Annotated in this window: 24 protein-coding genes; 17 read left to right on the top strand and 7 right to left on the bottom strand. The window is 51.6% G+C overall.

The annotated features are described in order from the left end of the window. Window positions 1-64: 64 nt before the first annotated feature. Window positions 65-943, top strand: coding sequence for an NAD-dependent epimerase/dehydratase family protein (locus tag PCH01S_RS03425; protein WP_042226840.1), 879 nt, complete (start codon window positions 65-67; stop codon window positions 941-943). A 107-nt stretch (window positions 944-1050) separates the two neighbouring features. On the opposite strand, the gene PCH01S_RS03420 is transcribed toward PCH01S_RS03425, so the two are convergent. Next, complete coding sequence (locus PCH01S_RS03420; protein ID WP_042226838.1) at window positions 1051-1509, bottom strand: hypothetical protein; 459 nt, start codon at window positions 1507-1509, stop codon at window positions 1051-1053. A gap of 233 nt (window positions 1510-1742) precedes the next feature. Between PCH01S_RS03420 and PCH01S_RS03415 the strand changes: the two genes are divergently transcribed. From PCH01S_RS03415 to PCH01S_RS03400, 4 genes are all read left to right on the top strand, one after another. After that, window positions 1743-2234 carry an RrF2 family transcriptional regulator gene (locus PCH01S_RS03415; protein ID WP_042226835.1) on the top strand — a complete coding sequence of 164 codons (492 nt, stop codon included), beginning with the start codon at window positions 1743-1745 and terminating at the stop codon, window positions 2232-2234. 49 nt (window positions 2235-2283) lie between these two features. After that, window positions 2284-3198 (top strand): NAD(P)/FAD-dependent oxidoreductase, encoded by a 915-nt coding sequence (locus tag PCH01S_RS03410; protein WP_042226833.1) that lies wholly within the window; start codon window positions 2284-2286, stop codon window positions 3196-3198. Between the two features lie 269 nt (window positions 3199-3467). Then, a complete protein-coding gene (locus PCH01S_RS03405) occupies window positions 3468-4088 on the top strand; it encodes a TetR/AcrR family transcriptional regulator (RefSeq protein ID WP_042226830.1) in 621 nt (206 codons plus the stop codon). Between the two features lie 79 nt (window positions 4089-4167). Then, on the top strand, window positions 4168-5397 hold the full coding sequence (locus PCH01S_RS03400; protein ID WP_042226827.1) for a cytochrome P450 family protein: 1230 nt from the start codon (window positions 4168-4170) through the stop codon (window positions 5395-5397). Between the two features lie 216 nt (window positions 5398-5613). Here PCH01S_RS03400 and PCH01S_RS30180 read toward each other — a convergent pair whose 3' ends face one another. Continuing rightward, entirely contained in the window at window positions 5614-5772 is a 159-nt protein-coding gene (locus tag PCH01S_RS30180) for a hypothetical protein (RefSeq protein ID WP_156972783.1), read from the bottom strand. Between the two features lie 306 nt (window positions 5773-6078). Next, window positions 6079-7503, bottom strand: coding sequence for an aminotransferase-like domain-containing protein (locus PCH01S_RS03395; RefSeq protein WP_042226825.1), 1425 nt, complete (start codon window positions 7501-7503; stop codon window positions 6079-6081). Window positions 7504-7627: 124 nt separating this feature from the next. Between PCH01S_RS03395 and PCH01S_RS03390 the strand changes: the two genes are divergently transcribed. From PCH01S_RS03390 to PCH01S_RS03375, 4 genes are all read left to right on the top strand, one after another. Beyond that, complete coding sequence (locus PCH01S_RS03390) at window positions 7628-8545, top strand: DMT family transporter (RefSeq protein ID WP_042226824.1); 918 nt, start codon at window positions 7628-7630, stop codon at window positions 8543-8545. Between the two features lie 511 nt (window positions 8546-9056). Next, window positions 9057-9458 (top strand): flagellar basal body rod protein FlgB, encoded by a 402-nt coding sequence (gene flgB, locus PCH01S_RS03385; protein ID WP_042226823.1) that lies wholly within the window; start codon window positions 9057-9059, stop codon window positions 9456-9458. A 51-nt stretch (window positions 9459-9509) separates the two neighbouring features. Next, on the top strand, window positions 9510-10280 hold the full coding sequence (locus PCH01S_RS03380; RefSeq protein ID WP_042226820.1) for a TerC family protein: 771 nt from the start codon (window positions 9510-9512) through the stop codon (window positions 10278-10280). A 57-nt stretch (window positions 10281-10337) separates the two neighbouring features. After that, complete coding sequence (locus tag PCH01S_RS03375; RefSeq protein ID WP_042226818.1) at window positions 10338-10988, top strand: DedA family protein; 651 nt, start codon at window positions 10338-10340, stop codon at window positions 10986-10988. A gap of 126 nt (window positions 10989-11114) precedes the next feature. On the opposite strand, the gene PCH01S_RS03370 is transcribed toward PCH01S_RS03375, so the two are convergent. Beyond that, window positions 11115-11756 carry a beta-class carbonic anhydrase gene (locus PCH01S_RS03370; RefSeq protein ID WP_042226816.1) on the bottom strand — a complete coding sequence of 214 codons (642 nt, stop codon included), beginning with the start codon at window positions 11754-11756 and terminating at the stop codon, window positions 11115-11117. Between the two features lie 281 nt (window positions 11757-12037). Between PCH01S_RS03370 and PCH01S_RS03365 the strand changes: the two genes are divergently transcribed. Together PCH01S_RS03365 and PCH01S_RS03360 are read left to right on the top strand one after the other, a co-directional pair. Further along, on the top strand, window positions 12038-13021 hold the full coding sequence (locus PCH01S_RS03365) for an ABC transporter substrate-binding protein (protein WP_042226814.1): 984 nt from the start codon (window positions 12038-12040) through the stop codon (window positions 13019-13021). Between the two features lie 19 nt (window positions 13022-13040). Continuing rightward, complete coding sequence (locus PCH01S_RS03360; RefSeq protein ID WP_042226812.1) at window positions 13041-14690, top strand: AraC family transcriptional regulator; 1650 nt, start codon at window positions 13041-13043, stop codon at window positions 14688-14690. Between the two features lie 22 nt (window positions 14691-14712). On the opposite strand, the gene PCH01S_RS03355 is transcribed toward PCH01S_RS03360, so the two are convergent. Then, a complete protein-coding gene (locus tag PCH01S_RS03355; protein WP_042226810.1) occupies window positions 14713-14919 on the bottom strand; it encodes a hypothetical protein in 207 nt (68 codons plus the stop codon). A 190-nt stretch (window positions 14920-15109) separates the two neighbouring features. On the opposite strand from PCH01S_RS03355, the gene PCH01S_RS03350 reads away from it, so the two are divergent. From PCH01S_RS03350 to PCH01S_RS03335, 4 genes are all read left to right on the top strand, one after another. Then, window positions 15110-15898 carry a GNAT family N-acetyltransferase gene (locus PCH01S_RS03350; RefSeq protein WP_042226808.1) on the top strand — a complete coding sequence of 263 codons (789 nt, stop codon included), beginning with the start codon at window positions 15110-15112 and terminating at the stop codon, window positions 15896-15898. A 177-nt stretch (window positions 15899-16075) separates the two neighbouring features. Next, complete coding sequence (locus PCH01S_RS03345; protein ID WP_042226806.1) at window positions 16076-16630, top strand: GNAT family N-acetyltransferase; 555 nt, start codon at window positions 16076-16078, stop codon at window positions 16628-16630. Between the two features lie 551 nt (window positions 16631-17181). Beyond that, a complete protein-coding gene (locus tag PCH01S_RS03340; RefSeq protein ID WP_042226804.1) occupies window positions 17182-18903 on the top strand; it encodes a proline--tRNA ligase in 1722 nt (573 codons plus the stop codon). Between the two features lie 401 nt (window positions 18904-19304). Next, window positions 19305-20843, top strand: coding sequence for an ABC-F family ATP-binding cassette domain-containing protein (locus PCH01S_RS03335; protein ID WP_042226801.1), 1539 nt, complete (start codon window positions 19305-19307; stop codon window positions 20841-20843). Window positions 20844-20990: 147 nt separating this feature from the next. Here PCH01S_RS03335 and PCH01S_RS03330 read toward each other — a convergent pair whose 3' ends face one another. Together PCH01S_RS03330 and PCH01S_RS03325 are read right to left on the bottom strand one after the other, a co-directional pair. Then, a complete protein-coding gene (locus PCH01S_RS03330) occupies window positions 20991-22427 on the bottom strand; it encodes an MFS transporter (protein ID WP_042226798.1) in 1437 nt (478 codons plus the stop codon). A 435-nt stretch (window positions 22428-22862) separates the two neighbouring features. Beyond that, window positions 22863-23363, bottom strand: a complete 501-nt coding sequence (locus PCH01S_RS03325) for an NUDIX hydrolase (RefSeq protein ID WP_042226794.1) — start codon at window positions 23361-23363, stop codon at window positions 22863-22865. A 177-nt stretch (window positions 23364-23540) separates the two neighbouring features. Between PCH01S_RS03325 and PCH01S_RS03320 the strand changes: the two genes are divergently transcribed. Next, window positions 23541-24641 (top strand): threonine aldolase family protein, encoded by a 1101-nt coding sequence (locus PCH01S_RS03320; protein ID WP_042226791.1) that lies wholly within the window; start codon window positions 23541-23543, stop codon window positions 24639-24641. A gap of 202 nt (window positions 24642-24843) precedes the next feature. Beyond that, entirely contained in the window at window positions 24844-25524 is a 681-nt protein-coding gene (locus tag PCH01S_RS03315; protein ID WP_042226789.1) for a metallophosphoesterase family protein, read from the top strand. Window positions 25525-25671: the final 147 nt, after the last annotated feature.

Raw genomic sequence — 25671 nt, 5'->3', positions numbered from 1 at the left:
AGTCTTTTCTTTTTGAGATTTAGGGAAAGAAGATGGTAAAATTTACGAAAGGAGGGGATTGACGATGCAAAACGTGCTTATTTTAGGCGGAACACGCTTTTTCGGTAAAAAGCTGGCCGCGAACTTGCTCTGCGGAGGGGCGGATGTAACCATCCTGACGAGAGGCAATACTGCCGATTCGTTCGGTCCGGACGTCAAAAGGCTTCATGCCGACCGCACGGATGCGGCTGCGCTGCGTCAGGTGATCGGGTCTGCGGATTACGACGTGGTCTACGACAATATTTGTTACACGCCTCAAGATTCGGAACAAGCGGTGCAGTTGTTTGCCGGTCGCACCGGCCGGTACATCGTGACCTCATCGAAAAGCGTCTACCCGTTCGGAGGTCCCCGCAAAAAAGAGAGCGATTTCGATCCTTACGGCTATCCGCTGCCGTCCGTTTACCCGGACCAGCCGGACTATGCGGAGGGCAAACGGCTCGTTGAAGCCGTCTTGTTCCGCAAAGCGCCTTTTCCGGCAGCGGCCGTACGGTTCCCGATCGTCCTGGGTGCGGATGATTATACGCGCAGGCTGCATTTTCATGTCGAGCATATCAAGCAGGGACTTCCGCTCGGGATCCCGAACCGCGATGCGCTCCTGACGTTCATCGACTCGGATGAGGCGGCTTCTTTCCTGGGCTGGCTCGGCACTTCCGCGCTGGAAGGACCCGTCAACGCCTGCTCCAAGGGAGAGACTACGCCAGGTAAAATCGTCTCCCTTATCGAGAAAGCCTTGAACAAGCAGGCGCACGTTAAGGACGAAACGGACGCAGAGCATATGTCCCCGTTCGGCGTGCCGGAATCCTGGTACATGGACACGTCCAAAGCCGAAGCAGCGGGCTATACGTTCCGTCGTCTGGATGACTGGCTGCCTGACTTGATCCGCAAGCTTGCCGGGGAAAGCTAGAAGGGAACCGGCGGACCGAACCGGCTAGGTACTGAGTTTACGGCCCCCAAAAGGCGCGCTCTTACAAGGGAGCGTGCTTTTTTATGGTCTAAAGTCAGTTGCTGCCGTCAATCCCGGAAGCCTGCGGTCCGGTCATTTGCATTTGCGGGTTCACCTGCCGGTTGTGGGCGGACAGCAGAGGTTCCCCTGAATTTATAGAGCGACATAAATAAGCATAAACCTGCTATGAACGCAAACTCTTGGTAATGGAGAATAAGGGAATCCGTCATTGGCATAGGTACGGCGAATATCAGAAGCGGATAGAAGCTCAAAATGAAAAACAGAATAAATACGGCAAGAAACAAGGCCCGGTGAACAGTCAGTTGACTGGTCAGGAACAGCGTGCCGCTGTATACACCCGTGAGCATATACAACATAATTTTGATGCCGCTGAACAAGAGAATGATTGAATAGGCAGATTTGATACTTTCGGCATTCAGATACAATTCCAGTTTTCCGATCCCGTAAAAGAGAATCGCGGCCCCGATTAACCAAACAAAAATAAACGCCGTTTTGTTTAATCTCATAGAAAGAAATCCCCCTTAAATCTTACAGGTTAAATTTACCATAGTGTTTATACTTTTGGTAGTTAGCGCGTTAACGATTGAGTACTCAGCGATTCATTCTGTATTTCCGCTTGCCAAACAGAGAGGCATTGTATAATATGGATATTATAGATCCATAATTAAAGTTGACTAAAGTTCCTTACAACTTCTCACTCATTTTTAAATTCGCACCGGAAGGAGGTACAAGCCAAATTATGCAATTTTCCAAAAGCACAGGGTACGCTCTGCATGCACTGATTCATCTGGCGCATACGGAACGCGGGCGCAATGTAGGCATTAAGGAATTATCGGCCTGGCTCGGCGTGTCGGAAAGCTATTTGTCCAAAATTATGTCCAAGCTTCGGCAGGACGGTATCGTACGTGCCGTTCCTGGGGCAAGCGGCGGTTACGAACTGGCGCGTGAGACCGATCAAATCACTTTTCTCGACGTGATTCAGGTGATCGAAGGACGTCAGCATATGTACGAATGTTTCAAAATCAGCGAAGATCATCATCCGATGTTTTTCGAATCGGAAGTTTTGGAGCCTGAATCGTCAGACGGAACGGGCAGCAGAGAGTGTCTGGTCAAAAAAGTGATGATAGGCGCCGAACGGCATTTGAACGACTATCTAAGGTCGCACACGATCCAATCCGTTCTCGATTCGGCGTCCGCCGGAAACGGCAAGGGAATTAACAAGAAGCCATAAACTTCTTGCAGACTAATTATGGACATTAAAGGTCCAGGAGGGTGATAATATGGAACAACAAATCGATGTCATCATTATCGGCGGGGGGCCTGCCGGGCTGAATGCGGCGCTCGTACTGGGCAGAGCAAGAAAAAGCGTAGTCATCATCGACGAAGAGCGTCCGCGCAACCGGGTTACCCGCGAATCGCACGGCTTTCTGACCCGGGACGGCATCAGCCCGGCGGAGTTCCGGCGTATTGCGAGGGAGCAGATTGCGGCGTATCCTTCCGTTCGTTTCGTTACGGATTCAGCGGTGACGGTCACGGGGGCGGACGGCAATTTTCAAATCACCACGGGGCAAGGAACGGTCTACACGAGTAAAAAGCTTCTTTTCGCCGCAGGAAAAAAGGATCTTCCGCTCGATATTAGCGGTTTAGCGGACGTTTACGGCAAAAGCGCGTTTGTCTGCCCTTATTGCGACGGATGGGAACTAAGGGACCAGCCCCTTGTTCTGATCGTCAAGGGAGGTGCCGCCTTGCATTCGGCCCGGACGGTTTCCGGCTGGTCGAAGCGGCTGACGATCTGCACCAACGGTCCCGACGAGCTGACGGAAGAGCAGCGCGAGGAACTCAAGGCGCGTCATATACCGGTTTTCGATGCTCCCATCGCGCGCATTGAATCGACCGGCGGTATGGTGGAGCAGGTTGTGCTTGAAGACGGCAGCGCAATCCCGTGCAAAGGGATTTTCTTCGCGCCCAAACTCGCTGCCGGTTCGGATCTGCCGCGTGAGATCGGCTGCCGCATGACGGAAGGGGGCTCGGTCGTGGCCGATCCATTCGGTAAAACGAACGTACCGGGCGTCTTCTCCGCCGGCGATGCCGCATCCGAAATGTACCAGGCGATTACGGCCGCTTCTCTCGGTTCCCTGGCCGCCGTCGGGATAAACTCCGAACTGCTTGCGGAAACCTGGGAAAGCCGGATCTAGCTGCGGTTTCCGAAAATTCGCGGATGCGCGAGCAGCAGGCGGCAAGCGACAATCCGCAAACCGCAAACCGCAAACCGCAAACCGCAAACCGCAAACCGCAAACCGATAGCCTCGCTCCCTCCAGGCAATCACCTTAAAGCCCCAAAAAACGGCCCTTCCTGTGGCCGTTTTTTTGTTTGGATCGCCTCGTTCTCTATATTGACTAACCGGTCAGCATCCGATACACTTTTATTAACCGATCGGTTAGCATAAGGGAAGGAAGATACCGGTTGCCTATACAACTTTACGCAAGAAAAGAGATTCTCGAAGCCTGTCTTTCCGTTTTCGCGCGCCACGGGTACAAAGACACTTCGACCGGAATGCTGGCGGAGGCGGCCGGAATTTCCAAGGCACTGATTTTTCACCATTTTAAAAGCAAAAAAACGCTGTACCTCAGCTTGCTGGATCACTGCTTCGAGAAGGCGAGGGAAGAACTCCGGGTGGACACCGTTCCGGACTACGAGGATTTTTTTGAAGCGATTGATACGTACAGCCGTAAAAAACTCGATTATTTCCGCAAGCATCCGGACGAAATCAAATTGATTTACGAGGTCTATTATTCCACCCCGGAAGAGCTGAAAGAGGACATTGCCAAGAAATACGGGCATGTGTTTGCTTCCAAGTATGAGGTGTGGGAACGGTTATTTGACAAAGTGCCCCTTCGAAACGGAGTGGACCGCAAGAACGCATTTGAGCTGATTGTGATTACACTGGAGCATTTCGAGAATAAGTTCGTCGCGGAGGTCACGGATCTTAGCGCCATCGATGACGAATATATTGAAAACATGTTCACGAAAATGAATGAGTTCTGCGCAATGATCCGTCAAGGAATCTCGCAGGACCATACTTAAAAGGCTGCAGCACGATATTTTCCGCATAAACGTTTGCCGTTTTTCCGCTTATTCGCTTTTTATAGAAGGGAGTAATTCCATGGAAAAAATGACTGGCGACGATCTTAATTCGCCCGAAACGATGCGTGATATCATTTCGTTCTATAAGCGGCTGGCCGCACAGAAGGAGTCTCTTATCCGTTTGGATGATTTTTACGGGATGGGAGGGGCCTGGATCGCTTTTCGTCACGATGATGTGGCCGCGATGCTGAAAGATCCTCGGTTGGTCAAGGATATGAGGAAATACGTGCCGCAGAACGAGCCGGAAGCAGCGGAGGCAAGCACGTATGTGGGCAAACTGTTTGAATGGTTGAGGAATATGCCGAATATGCTATCGGCTGACCCGCCCGATCATACCCGGCTGCGCAGGCTCGCTTCGAAAGCTTTTACGCCGCAGATGATCGAGGGCCTGCGTCCCCGCATCCAGCAGATCGCCGACGAGCTTCTGGATACCGTCCAAGAGCGGGGCCGGATGGATCTTGTCGCGGATTTCGCTTATCCGTTGCCCATTACCGTCATCTCGGAGATGCTGGGGATACCGGCGGCCGACCGAAACCTTTTCCGGGGCTGGACTCAGAAGCTCCTGCATGCCGCAGTGGACCCAAGGCAAGGTTCCGCGGTGGAAGAGGCGCTGGAGGAGTTCATCGGGTACATCCGGACGCTGCTGGACGACAAACGCCGCAATCCCGGCACGGATGTGACGAGCGGTCTTGTCCAGGCTTACGAGCAGGGCGACAAGCTGAGCGAGAACGAGCTTCTCTCGACGATCTGGCTGCTTATCATCGCCGGACATGAAACGACGGTCAACCTGATCGGCAACGGCATGCTCGCGCTGCTTCGGCATCCGGGACAAATGCGCCTGCTCCGGGAAACTCCATCTCTTCTTCCGGGTGCCGTAGAAGAGATGCTGCGCATGGAGGGGCCTATTGTCATCGCGAGCCGATTCGCCGGAGAGGACATCGCCATGCACGGCAAAGTCATCCGCCAAGGCGAGATTGTGCTGCTGTCTCTTGCCGCCGCCAATGTGGACCCGCATAAATTTTCCGATGCGGATACGTTTGATATCACCCGGGAAGAGAATGAACATCTCGCCTTCGGCAAAGGTATTCATCACTGCCTCGGCGCTCCGCTTGCCCGCCTTGAAGGGCAGATCGCTTTCGGCACGCTGTTGCGGCGGCTGCCTGACCTGCGGCTCGCGGTTGAACCGGAGCGGCTGGTTTATAACTACGGAAAGCTGCGCTCGCTCACCGGCCTGCCTGTTCTTTTCTGACCTCCAGACACCGATTCGGGGCGGCACCCGCATGCCAGGCACCGTCCCTGAATCGGCATCCGACAATCGCAGCATTCCCCCGCATTTTCCACTATCGCTTCGCGTTCATCAAGGAATCTGATGTGTTTTAGAACAGACCTAGTCTATATATAAACAAGCAAGCCCCATCCAATTGGACAGGGCTTTTATTTGTTACCTAATACAAGATGTATTGACCTATTCCTCTTTAGTTCCTCTACCGACCCAAGCACAAACAGGACCCACAATAAAAGTACCCACAAGAATATATAAAATGGTATCTATTTTTATTGCAATCATAAGGACTGCAAGTGTAAAAGGGGTGGTCAGCATTATTCTTTGGGTACGAGTTTTCATAACGTTACCACCGCCTTACTGCTTATTTCGAAAAACTAATTACCGTAGTAATCTATAGTAGCCATATAAGTTTTATATCCTGCGTCCACGTGGGGTTCGCTTAACACCGTTTTTTCAATTGCGTCCGGTATGGATCTGTGTAAATATCTTCTACATAGTAGTATACAGCTTTTTTATGGTAATTACTATAATTATTGGAAAAAGATGTTATAGTCCATCGCCTATTGCTTAGATAATGAAACTAGGCATGTTCTTCTAGACGAATTCCAGAATAAATTGGATAACATCCACTGTTTCGAAGATAAGTTAAAAGGTCGTCAAAGAAAAAACCACTTCTTTAAACCGCCTTAACCCCGCGCGAAGCTCTGTTTCATTCAAATAGGAATAACTCATGCGCACCCGGGATGTCGACTCTCGCAGCGGATCGCAGATCGTACCGGGGACGAAGGTGAGGGACTGTTCCATGCAGCGGCTGAGCAGACGGTCCATCGGCACCGAAGCCGGCAGTTCCACCCATAGGTTAAAACCTCCAGCAGGGCTAGTCCATTGCCATCCGGTTCCGGACAATTCCTCTTCCATGATGTCCTTGCGTACGGCAAGAGCAATTCTCAGTTTCGCCAAATGCTGCTGCATCCGTTCGGAAAAGAAATAGTGCAGAAAAATCTTCTGATTCAGCAGGGGAGCCCCGCTGTCGGATAACGATTTGGTCCGGATCAGGTAGTTCATGAACGACGGACGGCAGGCGACAGCGGCGATGCTGAGCCCGGGAGCGATGTATTTGCTGAAACTGCGGAGATAGATGACGTATCCGGCGGTATCGAAGGAAAAGAGCGGCAGGGGAGGCTCATCGCCAAAATAAATGTCACGCCCCGGATCGTCCTCGATCAGTAGGCACTTGTACGTTTCCGCCAGCTCCACCAATTTCTTGCGCTGCTCGGCCGGAACCGTGAACCCCGTCGGGTTGTGAAAAGTGGGGTTGAGGTAAAAAAGGCGAGGCCTGCTGGTTTGCATAATCCGTTCCACCTGCTCCAGATCGTAGCCGGACGGATAAATATCAACCGGGATAATTTCGGCACCCTGGCGGCTGAAAACGTCTATGGCCGGACTGTAAGTAGGCCGTTCCAGCATGATGGCATCCCTCGGCCTTACGAGGACTCGGGCGACCAGATCGATCGCCTCCTGGGAACCGGATGTGATCAACAATTCCTCGGGAGACACGAAGAAATGAAAGCCTTTCGTGAAATAGCCGCAAAGCGCTTCACGCAGCTCCTGGTCCCCTTGAACGGTAGAGTAGGTGCCCAGCACTTTCGGATACAGATCGAACACTTTTTTTACATACTCCGATAAATATAAATTCGGCAGCAGATTAGGATCGAGCAGCGCCTTGGAAAATTGATAGTCCGCCTGCACCTGATGGATTTCCGAGAGGTGGCTTTCATGCACATAGGCGGAAACGATCGGATCGTTTAGCGGACCCAGCATCGACTGGCTGCCGGGATGCACGTAGTAGCCCGATTTATCCTTCACGTACACATCCCCATTGCGCTTCAGCAGCTGATATGCCTTAAAAACAGTCAGCCGATGCACCCGCAAGTCCGCCGCCAACGAGCGGATTGAAGGAAGCTTGTCATGCGCCTTCCATTCCCCGCGCCGGATTCTTTCCAGCAGGTAATCGTAAATTTGTTCGAAAAGCTTATCGTTATGAACGTTCGAACGGTTTTCTCTTTCCACGACACATCGCTCTTTTCCTGAGGTTGGTTTCCTCTAGTATAGCCGATATCGGCGCAATCTGTTCTGCGCATTGAAAACTGTTCTGTGTGCTCCTGCTTATACTAGGGGAAAAGGAGGAATGGAAATGATCCCGTTCAACTATGTCCTGATGTGTTTGATTTTCGGGACAACGTTTTTGGCCATCAAAGTGGGGATCGATGCGGGGGTGTCCCCCTTCTTCTCGGCCGGGGTCCGGTTTTTTCTTGCCGGGGCTATTCTGTTTATTGTCATGGTCATACAAAAAAAGGCGCGGCTCTCGCTGCTGCTCCGCAAAGAGATGATGCTGACCGGGCTCGGGCTCACTTTCGGTGTTTTTGCAAGCCTCTATTGGGCGGAGCAATATGTAAGCTCCGGCATCGCCGCCGTTTTGTCGGCAACGGCTCCGCTTATGATTATGCTGCTGCAGACAGGCATAACCCGGCAGAAAATGTCCGCTTCATCCTGGGCAGGCTGTCTGGTGGGATTTGCCGGTGTCGTTATTCTGCTCGTACCCGGTATGACCGTCGCATTCAGCGGGATCTGGGCAGCGGGATGCGTCGCGGTCCTGCTGGGACAGGTTTTTTATTCCGCGGGTACGGTGTATTCCCGGCGGGTTATCCGGAGATTTTCCGATACGTCTCCGATCGCATTAAATGCGGCGCAGATGCTGTACGGGGGACTCATGCTTCTGCTTTTGTCGCTATTCACCGAGCAAGTACATATGGAAGCCATGCTCGTTCCCGAAGCCGTTTTTTCGCTGCTGTATCTGATCGTCTTCGGGTCGATGACGGGACACACGATCTTCTACTGGCTTGTAGCCAAGACGAATCCCGTCTTTCCGTCCACCTGGCTCTATATTTCTCCGCTGATCGCGCTAAGTCTTGGGGTGGTTCTCTACGGCGAGCCTCTCTCGTTGTTGTCGCTGGCAGGAGGCGTTACCATTATCGCGGGCATTCTTCTGATTAACCTCAAGAGCCTGCGGCAATTGGCGGGTGCCCGGTCCCATTTGGTTGAGCGAAGTTAGATCCCGCAGCGAGGGGATGGACTAAGGTAGGAACCATTCTGCCTCTGCATCTTCTTATTGTAGGTCCGATTGCCCGATATTTGTTTAAAAGATTCGTAAAAAGCGAGAAAACAGCGGTATCGCTAGGCTGATTTTGCGTAACGTGCAATTTTCGGCGAAATATGACGCATTTTCTTTAATAAAAAGATTGACAAGGTCAAATGAATCTGTTAACTTGAAATTAATTTCATACCCTTCAAAGGGGAGTAGCTTGTACATGCTTAGTCGTCATTACGTGGCTTGATTGCCTCCGGCTTTGCATGCGACGTAAGATTGATCACGTTGTTAGCGAGACCTTTGCCTTACGGCATTGGTCTTTTATTTTTTAGCAAAACAGCAGCCTTTGCCGGCCAACCGGTGAAGGCTGCTTTTATTTTGGCCCTATTTCGGGGGAGGGAGGAAAAGCGGCGCCGTTTATCGAGTTAATCTCATTAACGCAGCATCAAGATAATACGAGGAGGAATGTCAACTCATGTTAGTTTCTTCAACGACCCGGATGAACGAGAAGGCGCTCGACATTGCGGCGGCCAGGCATCAAGCGATCCTGGGCAATCTTGCAAACTCGGATACCCCCGTTTACAAGAGTCGGTTTGTTTCTTTCGAGGAGGAGCTGGAGAAAGCGACGGAAGGAAAGATGCCTTTAGAAGGGATTACGTCCCACAAGCGGCATTTCAAGATTTCCGGTTCAGGAGAAGCCGGCCTCATTAAAATCGCGGTTCTCGGTCCGTATGTTTTCAATACCAATGGCAATAGTGTGGATATGGATTACGAGATGTCCTTGATGGCTAAAAATCAGCTGGCTTACTCGGTTTTCGCCGAAAGTGTAAGCGGACATTACAAGAAAATGAACGGGCTGCTCAGAGATTTGAAATAAGCCGCCCGGGCAATGATTTAACTCAAACTCTAAACTGCAGGAGGATAACGTATGGATGCTTCGCTAATTCTCGAATACGGTTGGGTGCTGCTCGTGCTTGTCGGTCTGGAAGGACTGCTCGCGGCGGACAATGCCCTCGTGCTCGCCATCATGGTCAAACATTTACCCGATGAAGAAAGGAAAAGGGCGCTCTTCTACGGATTGGCGGGCGCTTTCGTCTTCCGTTTTCTATCGCTTTTCATTATTTCTTTTCTCGTTGACGTCTGGCAGGTTCAAGCCATCGGCGCGGTTTATCTGATCTTCATCGCACTCAATCATATTTTCCGCAAAGTTCTTGTCAAGAAGGGCGAAAAAGGCATCAAAAAAGAGAAAGAGGTCAAAGCGGGCTCTTCATTTTGGGCGACGGTTTTCAAGGTCGAGCTGGCTGACATCGCTTTTGCGGTCGACTCTATTCTCGCGGCTGTCGCTTTGGCCGTGGCCCTGCCGGAAAGCGGCCTGCCCAGAATCGGAGGGATGGACGGCGGACAATTCTTTATCGTCTTTGCGGGCGGACTCATCGGATTGATTATTATGCGTTTCGCCGCTTCCTACTTCGTGAACCTTCTTAACCGGAGACCCGGCCTGGAAATTGCAGCGTTTGTCATTGTGGGATGGGTAGGGGTCAAGCTGATTGTGTATACCTTGTCGCATCCGGCGCTTTCCGTTCTGCCCGAAGGATTTGCGAAGCTGCCGGCCTGGAAATATACGTTTTATGCCGTTCTGGTGCTTATTGCCTTGTGCGGCTGGTTTCTGTCGAAAGAAAAAAAGGAAACGGCAGTCTGACAGAGCTGAGAGGCAGAATTCCGTTATTTTAACAAAAGACGGGGAGGAGAGATGCGGATGGAGCAGTGGATTACGGAAACGATGGAGTCATTCGGCTATTTCGGCATCTTCCTGCTGATTGCACTGGAAAATTTGTTCCCTCCGATTCCTTCGGAGGTCATCCTGACCTTGGGCGGTTTCATGACGACCACATCCGCATTGACGGCAGTCGGCGTTATTCTGGCCGCAACCGCAGGTTCCGTTGCGGGGGCCGTCTGCCTGTACGGGGTCGGAAAGCTGATGTCGATGGAACGCCTGCAAACTTTAGTTGCGCGGCACGGTAAGATTCTCCGTCTGAAACCGGAAGACATCGGAAAAGCGGGCTCCTGGTTCGACAAGTACGGAGTATGGGCCGTGTTTCTCGGACGGCTCGTGCCTCTGGTCCGCAGTCTGATTTCAATCCCGGCGGGAAGTGCCGGAATGCGTTTCGTTCCTTTCCTGCTGCTCACTACGGCGGGTTCGCTTATTTGGAACAGTGTACTTGTCTATGTCGGGGCTGCCGTAGGCGCATCTTGGGAGACGATTGTGGGCTATATGGACATCTATTCGAACGTAATTTATTCGGGACTGGCTCTGACCTGCGCGCTTATCGTTTTCCTCTACGTGCGCAGGCGGATCGTAAAGAGCGAAAGGGAGAAGAAATCGTTCGAGATCGATCCCGATAAGTAACGGACAGGACAAGCCTTTGCGCCAAGATATTCCGGCAAAAGAAACCGTATCCGTTCCGGGAGGGAACGGAAAGACAATAAAGGGTGCCCGCATTTTCCGCGGGCACCCTTTCCATTTTCTGCTGCGCTATTCATTCCCCCTATCCAGTGTGGCGTCTAATGGAGCGGCTTCTGCATTCAGAAGCGCGGACACACCTTCTTTCGGCTGAATGTGTTTTCCCTCAACGACTACATCGAGCCGTCCGGTAACCGGATGAATAACCAGTCCGTGTACAAGAACCGATTCCGGGAACAGCGGATGTGACCGTACCATGGAAACACTGTTTGCAATGCTCTCTTCTATACTGGAAATTCCGGTCAGCCACCCGTCCAGATCAATACCGGCATCCGTCAGCGTCTGCATATAAGGATCTGAATCAACGAACTGCCGGACGCTTTCGCTATCTTCGGCGCTTCTAAAATTCGCCAGCCCGCATTCGTGATGACCGATCACGTATACTTCCTTAGCCTTCAGTTTGCAAATGGCAAGTAGGATGCTTCTCAGGATGCTTCCGGACGGATGAGACACGACTGCGCCGGCATTTTGAATGACTGTGGCATCTTCGTTTCGAATTCCGAGCGCTTTGATCAGGAACTCCGGAATCTGAGTGTCCATGCAGGTGAGGATCACTATTTTGGTTTCCAGGTATCGGGTTGCCTGAAAGGGGAGAGCCTGTTTTTTCTGCACGAAAATCCGGTTATGAGCGAGTATTTCACGTATGTTTGACATGTAAAACGACCTCCTTTCCGTAAGTTTAAAATTTCATTTTCCAAAATTAGTAAAAATACATATTTATGTTAATTTGTGCCTTGGATTTCGTAAATAATAAAATTCAACGAAAAATGATACTGTACAATTAAATGTCCGTTCTTTGTTGAAAATAATCCATTTTCACGAATGTATAAAAAAATATACCCGATGTGCATTGCGAAAATCCGCAAAAGTGAGGTAGACTAATCCTAAATAATTGAGAATGATTATCAAAATCAATGATAGGGGCGAATGGATAGATGAGAGAGAAAAGTTCGAAAAAGGCCGTGTGGAATCTGATGGGTGTACTGGTTTTAGCGGCAAGTATAACCGGTTGCGGGGGACAAGGAGAGAGAGCGGAAGAAGCGGCCGTACACAGTACCCCCGCAGGGGAGAAATCAACGGGAGATAAACGTATCGTCAAAGACGCTTTCGGTGAAGTTGAAATTCCGGCCAAGCCGAAAAGGGTGGCGGCCATCTACATGGAAGACTATGTATCGGCTTTGGGTGTCACTCCGGTAGTCCAGTGGTATCATCCTAACTGGGGGATTCAGGAATATTTGAAGCTGAATGTGCCAAAGTTTGATATGACCGGAAGCATTGAGGCTCTTTTAGATGCCTCTCCCGATCTGATTATCGTAGATGGAGGGGCAGACAAAGCCAGATATGACATGTATTCTAAAGTCGCTCCGACTTACCGGCTGCCTGACGAAATGCTGAACGATGCATCCGCTATCCTTAAAACTACGGCGGATCTGCTGGGAATGCCGGATAAGGCAGAATCTATTCTCAAGGAATACCGGAAAAAGGTCGACGATGCGAAAACGGCTCTGGAGAAAGCCGTCGGCACTGAAAAGGTGGCCGTAATCCGTTTGAACGTGGGAGAAAAAACGTTTACGCTGTTCGGCATCAACAACCGGTTTATCGGTTCCATTCTGTACCGCGATCTGGGACTTACTCCGCCTCCGATGGTCAAAGAGATGAAGGAGTTCCAGCAAATCATCTCCGAAGAAATGATTCCACAGATTGACGCCGATCATATTATCCTGCTGCCTTCCAACGGCACTTGGGCTTCGGAAGAAAACAAAGATGCCGTTCAGCTTCTAAAAAGCCCGTTCTGGAAGTCGGTTCCTGCGGTCAAAAAAGGACACGTCTACCAAGTGGAACGTACTCACTGGCAAACCGGCGCCTTTTTGGCTAACGGTATGAAAATAGACGATCTGCTAAAGCTGCTGGTCAAGTAACTCGTGAGGATGAGTGATCATGAATGACAATCAAGACAGACCGTTTGCTCGGCGCGCCTCGTTTTACGAGCTGACCGGTATTAGCCGAGAAACGGCTTCTTCCGGATGGAAACAGGAGGCTGCCGGAGCGGACAGCTACTACGTTATGGCGGTAACGGGCGGAAGCGGCGGTATGGCGCTGAACGGAGAAAGTTATGCCGCGGGGCGCGGGAAGTGCTACCTGGCCGCTCCCGGAAGCGGTGCGTGCATCCACTCGGCTGCAGCGGATTTAAGCTTCTACCTCTTGAAGTTCGAAGTCCTGGCTAGGCAAACACTTGGCGAGAAAGCGGCAAGCGGCCTCGCGGACGCTGCCGACAGACGCGGCGAAGTGCCCTCCCGGATGCCGGGAGCTGAGCAGGAGAACCTGCTCGAACCGGGCGAAATCGTCTGCCTGTCCTTTGCCTCCTGCGTTGCGATGCTGGAGGCGCTGTATGAGCGGCGCCGGCCGGCCGGCGAATTCGAATCGTTCGATACCTACGTGCGGTTTCAGGAATTTCTCCGCTTCCTCCTGCAGCAGCGCGCCGCCGATTCCGGTGGCCTCGATCCGATGCAGGCGGTGGAACGCTCGATTGCCGTTATCCGGGATAATTACCGGAGCACGCTAACGGTAGAGAGGCTGGCTTCGGCCGCCGGTTTGGACCGCTGGAAGTATTCCCGTCTGTTTAAAGAACGGACGGGTACGACTCCGCTCGATTTTTTGAACCGGACTCGCATCGAACGAACGAAGCGGTTGCTCGTGCTGACCGACGATCCTTTGTCGGGCATAGCCGGAGATGCCGGTTTCAACAATGAATATTATTTCAACCGGCGGTTTAAGCAGACGGTCGGCATTACGCCGGGACAATACCGGCGCAATCACCGGGAGCAAGTCCGGGTGTTCGCTCCGTGCCTGGAAGATTTTTTGCTGGCTCTTGAGATTACACCGGTTATGCAGTGGTTCAGCGAGGGATGGGGAAAACAGGATTATCTGGGCATGGACGATGTGCCTGTATTCGACGTTTCGGACGGCAGTCTGGAGCGGCTTACGAAGGAGAAGCCCGAATTTATTTTATTGGACAGCGGTACGCATCTTCCGGGCTACAGCCGCCTTGCTCCCACGTACCGGATGGATCATCCGGGGGAGGACTGGAGATCCACGCTGGGTATAACGGCGGATCTGCTCGGAAAGAAGAGCCGCGTCCGGGACATTATCGGCGAGTACGAAAGTAGGGCGGACAAAGCAAGACAGGCCCTCGAACGCTCCGTTCGCGATCAGACGGTGGCGTTCCTGCGCATTTCAGCCGAAGCCGTTATCTTGTACGGCGGGCCGGAGCAAGGCTACACGGGCCCCGTTCTTTACGGAGATTTAGGGCTGGCCCCGCACCGCCTCGTCAGCCAATTAACGGGCCGCTCGCGCAGAAGTGTCGTCTTGACTCCCGAATGGCTGGCCAAGCTGGATGCGGATCATCTGTTTGTGACGTTTGACAGGCGCTGGGGATACACGGCCGGAGCCCGTGAAGACGAGCGGATCGCCCTGCTGCCCGGAGTGCGGAACAACAGCGTCTATGAAGTCGATTTCCTGACTTGGATGAACTACGGCATTCTCTCCCACGGCAAAAAAATCGACGATGTCTTGAGAGTGTTGGCTTGAGGTTTTACTATAACCCGCGGTGTCATTGGCGCGGTTTGCTTTTCAAATAGCCGAACAAACTTAAAATAGCTGCGAGAGCGAGCACATGCGACCACAAGGCAGCATTGGATAAGCTAAGTCCAAAGTAAGTCGTTTCCTCTTTGACATACAACATGAGGAGTGCGATTTCTTCCCGAAGAAGCATACTTACAACGATTAAAACGAGGAAGACGTTTCGAATAAGACTCATCTCCTTTTAACTCCACTATATCATCCAAAAGGAAGTAAACGGATATATTCTCTTAAATACCCGGCTGGCGCATTCTTACAGGATGCGTCTTTTTTTGCCTCAGCCGCGTACCTGACATACGCTATCCTGTCCGTGCTTTTTTCGCCGGGCTGAGGTAAACTTAACGTATACGAATCAGGGAGGGGCCGGGATGAACGAACCGGGAATTGTTACGTTAAACACCGAGAATATCGGCGGGGAACATATTTGCTGTGCGATATCGGATAAGAAATGTGCCAACGGAGTCAAGTTGAAAAAAGAATGGCTCCAGCAGCGCTTTCAGGAAGGTTTGCGTTTCAAAAAGCTGGATGTCCGGCAGAAAGTGTTCATCGAATATATTCCGGCGGAGTACGCCTGGTGTCCGGTAGAAGCTCCCGGTTACATCTTTATCAACTGCTTCTGGGTAGCGGGCTCATACAAAGGTATGGGCTACGGTAAAAAGCTTCTCGGTGAATGCCTGGAGGAATCGGGCGCGACGAATGGGGCGATAGCGGTAACGAGCCGGACTAAGCGGTCCTATTTGTCCGATAAATCTTTTTTTACCTATAACGGATTCGAAGTGTGCGACCAGGCGCCTCCTTATTTCGAGTTAGTTGTGCTGAAGTTCAAGGAAGACGCCCCGACACCGAAATTTAAACAAAGCGTACATGAGCAGAAAACGGACGTTGTAAAAGGATTTCAGGTTCTGTACACCGCCCAGTGTCCCTATACGGATCATTATGTGGGAGAACTTGAGGATTGCGCACGCGAGCGTTCTATTCCGGTCGAAACCAGAAGAATCGCATCCGCCGGAGAAGCACAATCCGCGCCGACGCCTTACACGAGTTACAGCTTGTTTTATAACGGTCATTTTATCACACACGAGATTTTGACCCGGAGCAAGTTCGAGAAAAATATAGACGGCTGGATAGAAAAGTACGGATTGCCGAGTGCCGAATAGAAAGCCTATTTCCCGCCTGAGGACAAGCTGCCGGAGAAGAAAGCTCCTTGGAAATTCGATTGGGGAGGTTGAACGATGAAAGAGAAATACGTGTTTCGTTAAGTCCGCGGACCACCGGGTATCCGTTCGTTTCTCATGCTTGTAGGGTTGTAAAAACAAACAATGAGGTGGATGGATATGGATATTCGGATCAGAGAATGGACTGCGGATGACGAATTTGAGGGCACTGAAGTGGACGGGAGCTTTATCGTCGATTCCGTTCTCGTTCTTACTCTTGAGGACGGGCGGATCGGCTATGCGGTTGAAGAAGTGCCCCGCTATACGAAAAGGTATGAGGACGAGCCGGACGGGGAAACGGAGGACACCGGATATGCCGGCTATATCGGAAATCCCGATCAAGTCATGTACCTCGCCTGCATAGGTGACAAGTTCGCAGGTCAAATTCAGCTCAGGAAGAACTGGAACGGGTACGCTTACGTCGAGGACATTAAAGTAGATGCCGCCTACCGAAGATACGGCGTCGGCCGCAGGCTTATTGACCAGGCGAAGAACTGGGCGAAGGCAGGGGGAATGCCGGGAATCATGCTGGAGACGCAAAACAATAACGTCCGGGCCTGCAAATTTTATGAGAGCTGCGGGTTTGTCCTAGGCGGATTCGATGCCTGCTTGTATAAAGGTCTCGACAAACAAAACAATGAAATAGCGCTGTACTGGTACTTGATGCTCGATTAAAATTACGCTTTCCCGAACCGTATGCTGCGGTTTAGCGGAGGCATTTTTTATATGGACAGCCACAGCGTTTCGGGCACGGGCACCTGCTCCGCATCAGGGAGATCGGGCTGCCGGTAGACGCTGCGGCTGAAACGGCCGGAAAGCTTCCGGAGACTTTAACCTGAACCGGTTGTCCACACCAGGCACAAAGCGTTGCCTCTAGTAATGCCCGCTTGACGGCGGAACAACTTTCATGTAAATTGATTAAAATAATTACACGTGAAAAGCGTTGATCAAGGATATAGAGTTCAGCGATCGCCGTACAGAGATGAAACCCGCCGGCTGAAAGGTTTCACGAAGCGATTGGACTCTCTCCCGCCTTGCCAGCTGCAACGGAACCCTCATTTGAGAATGTTGGTTAACCGTTGCCGGGTCATGCCGTTATCCGAATGAGGACCTCGCACACCTGCGTGGTCGAATTAGGGTGGTAACACGACACATTCGTCCCTGACGGATGTGTCTTTTTGTTTTTTTTACGGGCTTCATTATGACGATACAAAGGAGTGGGAACAATGCGCCAAAGCCGATTATTGCTGACAACTTTACGAGAATCTCCCGCGGACGCGGAAGTGATCAGTCACCAGCTCATGCTGCGGGCGGGATTTATCCGCCAGCTGGCGGCGGGGATTTATACTTACCTCCCCCTTGGGAGAAAAGTTCTGCGCAAGGCGGAGCAGATCGTACGCGAGGAGATGGATAGGGCGGGTGCCCAGGAGATGCTCATGCCGGTTATGCAGCCTGCCGAGCTATGGAAAGAATCGGGCAGATACTCGGTGTACGGTCCGGAATTAATGCGCTTGAACGACCGGCACGAACGGGAATTTGCCCTGGGACCGACTCATGAGGAAGTCATTACTTCGATCGTGCGGGGAGAAATAAATTCGTACCGGAAACTGCCGGTCACGCTTTATCAGATCCAGACGAAATTCCGGGATGAGCGGCGTCCCCGTTTCGGCCTGCTGCGCGGACGCGAGTTTCTTATGAAAGACGCCTATTCGTTCGATGCCGATTGGGAAGGGCTGGATGAGTCGTACCGGCAGATGTTTCAAGCTTACAACCGGATACTGACGCGGTGTGAAATAAACTTCCGTGCAGTCGAGGCCGATGCGGGTGCGATAGGCGGAGAAGGCGGCACCCATGAATTTATGGCGCTGGCCGATATCGGGGAGGATACGATTGCCGCCTGCACCGTTTGTGACTATGCGGCTAATCTGGAACAAGCGGAATCACGGGCCGCACGGACGGATTCCGTCGAACGATCGGAGGAAAAGGCCGTTAAGTTTCATACGCCCGGCATCCGCACGATCGGTCAGCTCGTTCAGTCGCTGGGAATTCGTTCTTCCGATATTATGAAAACGATTGTTTATACGGCCGATAGCAGACCCGTCGCCGTTGTCGTAAGAGGGGACCGGGAAGTGAACGAGATTAAAGTGAAAAATTATCTCCGGGCCGGTGATCTCTCCATAGCGGATGCGGAAGCCGTGGAGGAAGCAACCGGCGCACCTGCAGGTTTTGTCGGGCCTTTGGGCCTGAGCATTCCCCTCCTGGTCGATGAAGAGGTCTTCGGCATGGCGAATGGAATCGCAGGGGCGAACGAAGCGGACTATCATTACAGAAACCTCGATCCGGGTCGTGATTTGGCGGAATCGGAAGTCGGCGATTTCCGTCAGGCCGCAGAAGGAGACAGGTGTCCGCGTTGTGCCGAAGGCGTGCTGAAATTATCGCGCGGGATTGAAATCGGGCACGTATTTAAACTGGGAACGAAGTACAGCGAGTCACTGGAAGCGTCTTTCTTGGACGCGGCCGGCAAAAGCACCCGCATGATCATGGGCTGCTACGGAATCGGCGTTTCCCGTATTCTTTCCGCCGTGATCGAGCAGAATCATGATACGAACGGCATCATCTGGCCCCTTGCTCTGGCGCCTTATCAGGTTCATCTCATTCCGGTCTCCATCAAAGATGACGTGCAGGTTCAAGCGGCGAATGACATTTACCGGCGTCTTCAAGAGAACGGGATCGAGGTGCTGATGGATGACAGAGACGAACGCCCCGGTGTTAAATTCAAGGATTCGGATTTGATCGGGATTCCGTTCCGCATTGTGATCGGCAAAGACGCCGGGCAAGGAAAGGTGGAGTTTGTAGAACGCAGAAGCGGGTTGAAAGAAACCGTCACCCTCCAAGCTGCTTGCGAGAAGATTCTTGAACAGGTTCGTTTATCCAAACCCGCGCATTGACAAGGACGCAAGAGCGTTATAAAATAGCTCCAAATGAAAGGGAGTATTCCATATGAACTTCTGGGAAACTGAAAAAAGATATCCGAAACGCCGCTCCGAACAATCGGAACCAAACGATGAAACGTTGTCCGGAGCTTAATCGAGAAGCGAACCGCTTTTCATTCATCGGCTGATAGCTTTCAAATTTCGCATGAAACTCTCGTGCTTATTTGGGCTGCTATCCGCCGGTTAGATTAAGGCTGCAGACAATAGTTTGTCTGCAGCCTTTTGTGATACCTTGTTCAGTTTCCGGCTGAAGATCGTATCGCTGTATTTGCACGCAAAATACAGAAAGCAGAAGGCTTGCGCCATATGGGCGCAATCTTTCTGCTTTTTTTTATGGAAAAAAGGAGAAGACGCACATGAGCTTGCTTGAGATTACGGGCATGTCCCACTCGTTCGGAGACAGAACGTTATATAAACAGGTCGATTTTGAATTGTTCAAAGGGGAACACTTGGGTGTCGTCGGGCAGAACGGCACAGGAAAAAGCACTCTGCTGGGCATTTTAACGGGAGAGATTATACCCGATGAGGGAACGGTGAGATGGCAGTCGAACATCCGGATCGGTTATCTCGACCAGCATGCCGTCATCGACAGAAACCGGACAATAGGGGAGTATTTGAAGACGGCTTTTGCCTCCCTGTTCGAACTGGAAACGAAAATGAACGCCCTCTATGAAGAAAGCGCAAGCACCGGAAGGGAAGAACCGCTGCTGAAAGCCGCACACTATCAGGAAGAGCTGGATAGGCAGCAATTTTATGAGGTGGACAGTACCATTCAGAAGGTCGTGAACGGACTCGGGCTGAACGCCATCGGTACCGGCCGTCCCATTCAAGAATTGAGCGGAGGGCAGCGGGCCAAGGTCATTCTGGCCAAGCTTCTTCTGGAAAAACCGGATGTGCTGCTGCTCGACGAGCCTACGAATTTTCTCGATAAAGAGCATGTCAGTTGGTTGGCGGATTATTTAACGTCCTTAACGAACGCGTTCGTCGTGATTTCCCATGACGCTGCCTTTCTCGATAAAATCACGACCGGCATCTGCGATATCGAAGGCAAATCGATCAAAAAATACCCGGGCCGATACTCGCATTTCCTCCGGCAAAAGGAGCATTTACGGGAGGATCATATCCGGCAGTACAACGCCCAGCAGAAAACGATTCAAAGGACGGAGGCGTATATCCGTAAAAATATGGCCGGAGTTAACTCCAGAATCGCCCGCGGACGCAAAAAACAGCTGGATAAAATCGAGCGGATCGAGGCGCCTGCTTTTGTCGCGAAGCCGTTCATCCGTTTTAGGGAACTGCCGCTTGGTTCTCAGACGGCTCTTAGCGTAAACGAACTGGAAGCCGGGTATGCGGAGCCTCTGCTGCCCAAGTTAACTTTTACCGTCAGAAACGGGGAAAAGATCGTCATCACCGGATTTAACGGGATCGGAAAATCCACGCTGCTCAAAACGCTCATGCGAAAGATTCCGGCACTTTCCGGCGGATTCCGTTTTGGGGAACATGTTAAGACCGGCTACTATGAGCAGGACTTGATCTGGGAGGACGATGCTCTAACACCGATTCAGTTTATAGCGGACGGTTATCCGCAGCTGAGCAACAAAGAAATCCGGCGTCATTTGGCACAGTGCGGAGTAAATGAAGCCAGAGCTACCCAAACAATTCGTACGCTGAGCGGAGGGGAGCAGTCGAAAGTGAAGCTGTGCGGTTTACTGCTTACACCCTGCAACGTGCTCATCATGGACGAACCGACCAATCATCTGGATGCCGAAGCGAAAGACGCTTTGCGCGACGCCTTGATTCACTTCGGCGGCACTCTGATTCTGGTTTCTCACGAACAGAAATTTTATGAGGGGTGGGTGGACCGGGTACTCGAAATCGGAAGCCGGAAGGGCTGATTTTGAAGGAGGAAGGTTGTACGCGTCCCATCGTATACAGCTGTGTAAAAAAGAAAAACACCGGGAAGCGGGCCGTTTTCGTTTGGCCCGAATGTCCCGGTGCTTTTTTTGTCTGGAGGAAAATAGAGACCTGCAGATCCGCTTTAATTAACGTGAAGTTTCACTCGATTTTTTCTGTTTGCGGCTCTGCAGACCGGCTGAAAACACAAGTGCAATGATCACCGCGACAGCTATTGCCAGAAAAGCATCGGAGTAAGGAGCGGCGCCCAGAACATAGAACGGGTTCAGCGGATCTTGTCCGGCTTCTTTACGCGCCGCCAGAAAAGCTCCGATAACGGAGACGCCTGTTCCGGCCCCGAGAAATAAGGCCCCTTGGAAGATTCCGAGCCCCGCGCCGAGCTGTTCGTTTTCGAGCGTACTTGCAGCAGCGTTGTTCGCCGGCGAATTCGTAAAGGCGACACCGAAGCCCAGCCCGAGCATTCCGATTGAAGCCAATAGCGGAGAACTCCCCGCTGCAAAAGTGGACATGAACAAAAGCGAGATGCCCATGACCAAAAGTCCGGCGGTGACGGGTAACTTGGCCCCGATCCGGTCGGAAAGACGGCCGGCCGCAGGTGAACAGACGGCTACAGCCGCGGCACCCGGCAGCAGGACAAGTCCGGCTGCCCCGGGGGAGAGGCCACTCACTTCGACGATCAGAAGCGGTATATAGACGAGCGACGCGACGTAAGCGAACATCGTGAAGAAGCCTGCCAATACTGCCGCCAAGTAGCCTTTGTTTGCTAACAACGCAGGCGGAAGGAACGGGTGCTCCGCCGTGAAAATTCGCCAGACGAAGGCGACTGTCATAAGACTAGCGCCTGCCAGACTCCCCAGGGAGGATAATGACCGGAATCCCTCCGCCTGTCCCTGGGTGACGCCGATAAGGAACAAACCCGCCGCCAGGCCGAACACGATCCCGCCAAGCAGATCAAAACGGCGATCTTTTGCGGTTTCGGTTCCGGGACGTCCGCCCGGCAGCACACAAACAGCGCAGGGAATAAGCGCCAGCAGCAGCACAAGAGTGATCCAGAAGAGCGCGGGCCAGCCGAACAGTTGACCGACAAGACCGCCGAAGATCGGCCCGACTGCCGTTCCGATGCCGATGCTGCCTGCAAGGATGCCGAGTGCGGCGCCTCTGTTTCCGGACGGAAGAACCCGGGAGACGGTGATGACAGAAAGGACCGGAATGGCCGCGGAGCCCGCTCCTTGCAGCATACGGCCCAGTACCAAAACCAGAAGAGTAGGGGCGGCTGCACAGACAAGGCTTCCGGCCGCAAATATCAGGAGAGCGAGCGGATAAAGCCTCCGTAAACTGAAATAGTCCGAAATGCGGCCGTAGATCGGAACACCGATGGCGATCACGAGCATAACCCCGGTGACTACCCAGCCTGCCTGAGCGTCGGAAGCTGCGAAATCTTTGCCGATGAGAGGCAGAACCGGATTGACCATATCGGCTGTCATACAAGCCGTGAATAAGGAAAAGACGAGCACAAGCAGCAGGGGAAGCTGCCGTTTATTTTTAGAATCCGTTTGAATGTTCATGTATGTTTACCTCCTAAAATTAAAGTGGGTTCAATCTTAGGAGGGGTATCCCATGTTTTATTTATCACGAACAGTCACCTCCCTTCAGGCAGAAGAACAAGGGCAAAAAAGTGCGCAAAAAAGACGCCTCAACAAACCGGCGCCAAGTCGTTGCGTGTTGAATTAAAATCTGCCAAGAAATCAGAAACGTTCATTCACTTTGCAGATTCCGTTACGCGAGGCAAAAAGCATCCGGCGGTAATAACTATGAAATTTCGTTCTAACACTGTACGAAAAAAGGCAGACTGATCCCGTCAGAGATTGATCCCCGGATTTTTTGCTTTTATTTTGTACCGGCACGAAAATCGTTTCCATCGCTTTTTGCCTCCTTTCCTGCGAGATTGTCTCTAATTTTATTCGATAACGCTTAGAAAAACAACTTGGCTTACAACCCCGCTACATAAGATTTTTCAAATAGTCATCTTTCCACTGAAAATAAACTTCGTTCTTTTCTTCTCTTGAAAATAATTGCTTAGGGTAGGGCAAGGCCAGTTCAGGCATCTGTTCCGGACTAAAATAACGAAGTTCGGCCGTTTCACTGTCTAAGGGATTCAAGGTGCCGGAATGAATGACGCAATCGAACATCAAGATGGTATATTCCACTTTATGGCCGTTCGGATATTGATAGCGGTATTCCTTTCCGCCGAATACGCCTATCAACTTGCTCGGGACAACATATAATCCCGTTTCTTCGCGCACTTCGCGAACTACCGCTTCGGCAGGCGTCTCGCCAAGTTCAATGGCTCCTGCGGGCAGACTCCATTTCTCGCCGTTTCCTTTGTTTTGTAATAAAATTTCTCCCGACTCATTACGAACAATTCCCGCAACGCTTGGCACGAAGATCCATTCACTGCCTACTTTTTCTCGCAGATTTCTATAATAATCAGACATTCCCATTTCGACTCCCCCCTTAATTTTTTATGCAAAACAGTAGTATTCGTTCTTGATTGGGAACTTCCTTCTTATGTATCCGGATCTATGAAAAATGTCATCTGCCACTGAAAAAAATCAATTTCTTTGTCGGATAGGATTTAGTATGCTAAGAGATAAGACTTTACCGTAGGGGGATGCCGGATGAACGATAAAGAATCTTTAAAAGCGGCCTTTAAACGGGCGCCTTATCAGCTGGGCGGCAACGGGCCCCGGGATATCGGAATCTTGAAGCAGGTTTTTGACGAGATTGAGGGGACGCAGGAAAGTGACATTTACGGAGCGGGGACGCTGATTGAGGCGTTTCAAAGCAAAATAGCCGCCTACCTGGGCAAGGAATCGGCCGTATTTTTCCCGAGCGGAACGATGGCGCAGCAAATTGCGCTAAGAATCTGGTGCGATGAAAAAGGAAGCAAAGAGGTCGCGTACCATCCGCTCTGTCACCTGGAAATTCATGAGGAAGACGGCTTGAAGGAACTGCACCACATAAAGCCGGTTTTGCTGGCGGACAAGGACCGGCTGATTACGCTTGAGGATGTGAAGACGTTAGACGGTGAGATTTCCTGTCTGCTTCTGGAGCTGCCGCAGCGGGAAATCGGCGGCCAACTGCCGGCATTCGAAGAGCTGGAGGCCATTTCGGCCTACTGCCGCGAAAGAGGCATTAAGCTTCATCTGGACGGGGCGAGATTGTTCGAAATTACGCCTTACTACCAAAAATCGGCCGCTGAGATTTGTGCGCTTTTTGACAGCGTGTACGTGTCCTTCTACAAAGGAATCGGCGGAATTGCAGGAGCCATACTGGCGGGCGGCAGTGATTTTACGGAGCGGTCCAAAGTGTGGAAAAGACGCCACGGCGGTGATCTGATTAGTCTTTACCCATACATAATGACGTCGGATTATTATTTCGACCGGCGGATCGGCAAGATGGCCCAGTACTTCGGAGAAGCGAAGGAACTCGCCGCTATCTTCAATGAATGCGAAGGCGTTTATACAAATCCCGAGGTTCCGGTGTCCAACATGTTCCATATCCATTTTAAGCTGCCGGAGACGGCCGTCCTCCCGATTCTTAGGGAAGTATGCGAGGCTACCGGAGTAGGAGTGACTTCTTGGCTGCATGAACGTGAAGAGGGAACCTGCTACTCCGAGATCAGCGTGGGGGACAGCTACGAGAGCGTGCCCAAAGAGAAGATCCGGGAAGCATTCCGCCTGCTGAAGGAGAAGTTGGAAGCGGCGTTATCCGCATAAGCGGAGCAATCCGGTTAGATGCCCGGAACATCCTTATCCTGCCCGTCATGTGGAGAGGATGGATGGGGGCGCTTAAATCGTGCAGCCGGAGCTCTATTATTCATTAATGACGTTAATTATATGATCTATTTAATCTCATTAACTATTTTCGCTCAGTCGTTTTTCGCGGGCGGACATCTATACACACGAAAGAAGGAACGATATGAAACGGACTCTCGTCGTCAGCGACATACATGGAGAAATAGACAAATTTACGAGGCTGCTGGAAAAGGTGAGCTATAACCCCCGGCAGGATCAGTTGATTTTGCTCGGCGATTACGTGGATAAAGGGCCCGATTCCAGACGAGTGGTGGAAAAGGTGATGCAGCTACACCGGGAAGGCGCGATCGTTCTCAAAGGGAACCACGATCATATGATGGTCAAATCGTTCGAACGGGACCCTGTATTCATCGAACGCTGGTTCCGGAATGGGGCACGTGCGACATTGACCAGCTATGAACATCCGGGGGCCGCTTCGGAAACCCCTGCTCCCGATACATTGGAGCTTACGCCTCTGCTGGAGGAACACCTTGCCTTTTTGGGCGGTCTTCAAACCTATTATGAAACCGAAGATACCATTTTTGTTCATGCCGGCGTGCATCCTTCGACCTCGCTTGCGGAGACGGACGCTTATGTGCTGATGTGGATCCGCGACGAGTTTCACAAAGGCTACCGTGGCAGCAAAACGGTCGTGTTCGGGCACACGATAACGGAAACCCTTCACGGCAAGAAGGAGGTTTATTTCGGCGACAACAACATCATCGGAATCGACGGCGGAGCCGTATACGGAGGGCTGCTGCACTGCCTCGAGCTGCCGGGGCGGAACGTCTATTCCGTCGACTAAACAACCTTTTGCACCGGAAAACGATTCTTGAAAAAACGCACTCGCGAAGCGAGAGTACCTCTTAAAAACCGTTCAGTTTCTGAACGGTTTTTTTCTTTTCTAAACGATTGTATAGAAGAAAGTAACAATTCCTTAATAAAGGCTTTA

Origin of the sequence: Paenibacillus chitinolyticus NBRC 15660 (genome assembly GCF_000739915.1) — a bacterium.
Classification (GTDB): domain Bacteria; phylum Bacillota; class Bacilli; order Paenibacillales; family NBRC-103111; genus Paenibacillus_F; species Paenibacillus_F chitinolyticus.
Note: the sequence above shows the minus strand (reverse complement) of the source record. Positions and strands in the feature narration are given on the sequence as shown.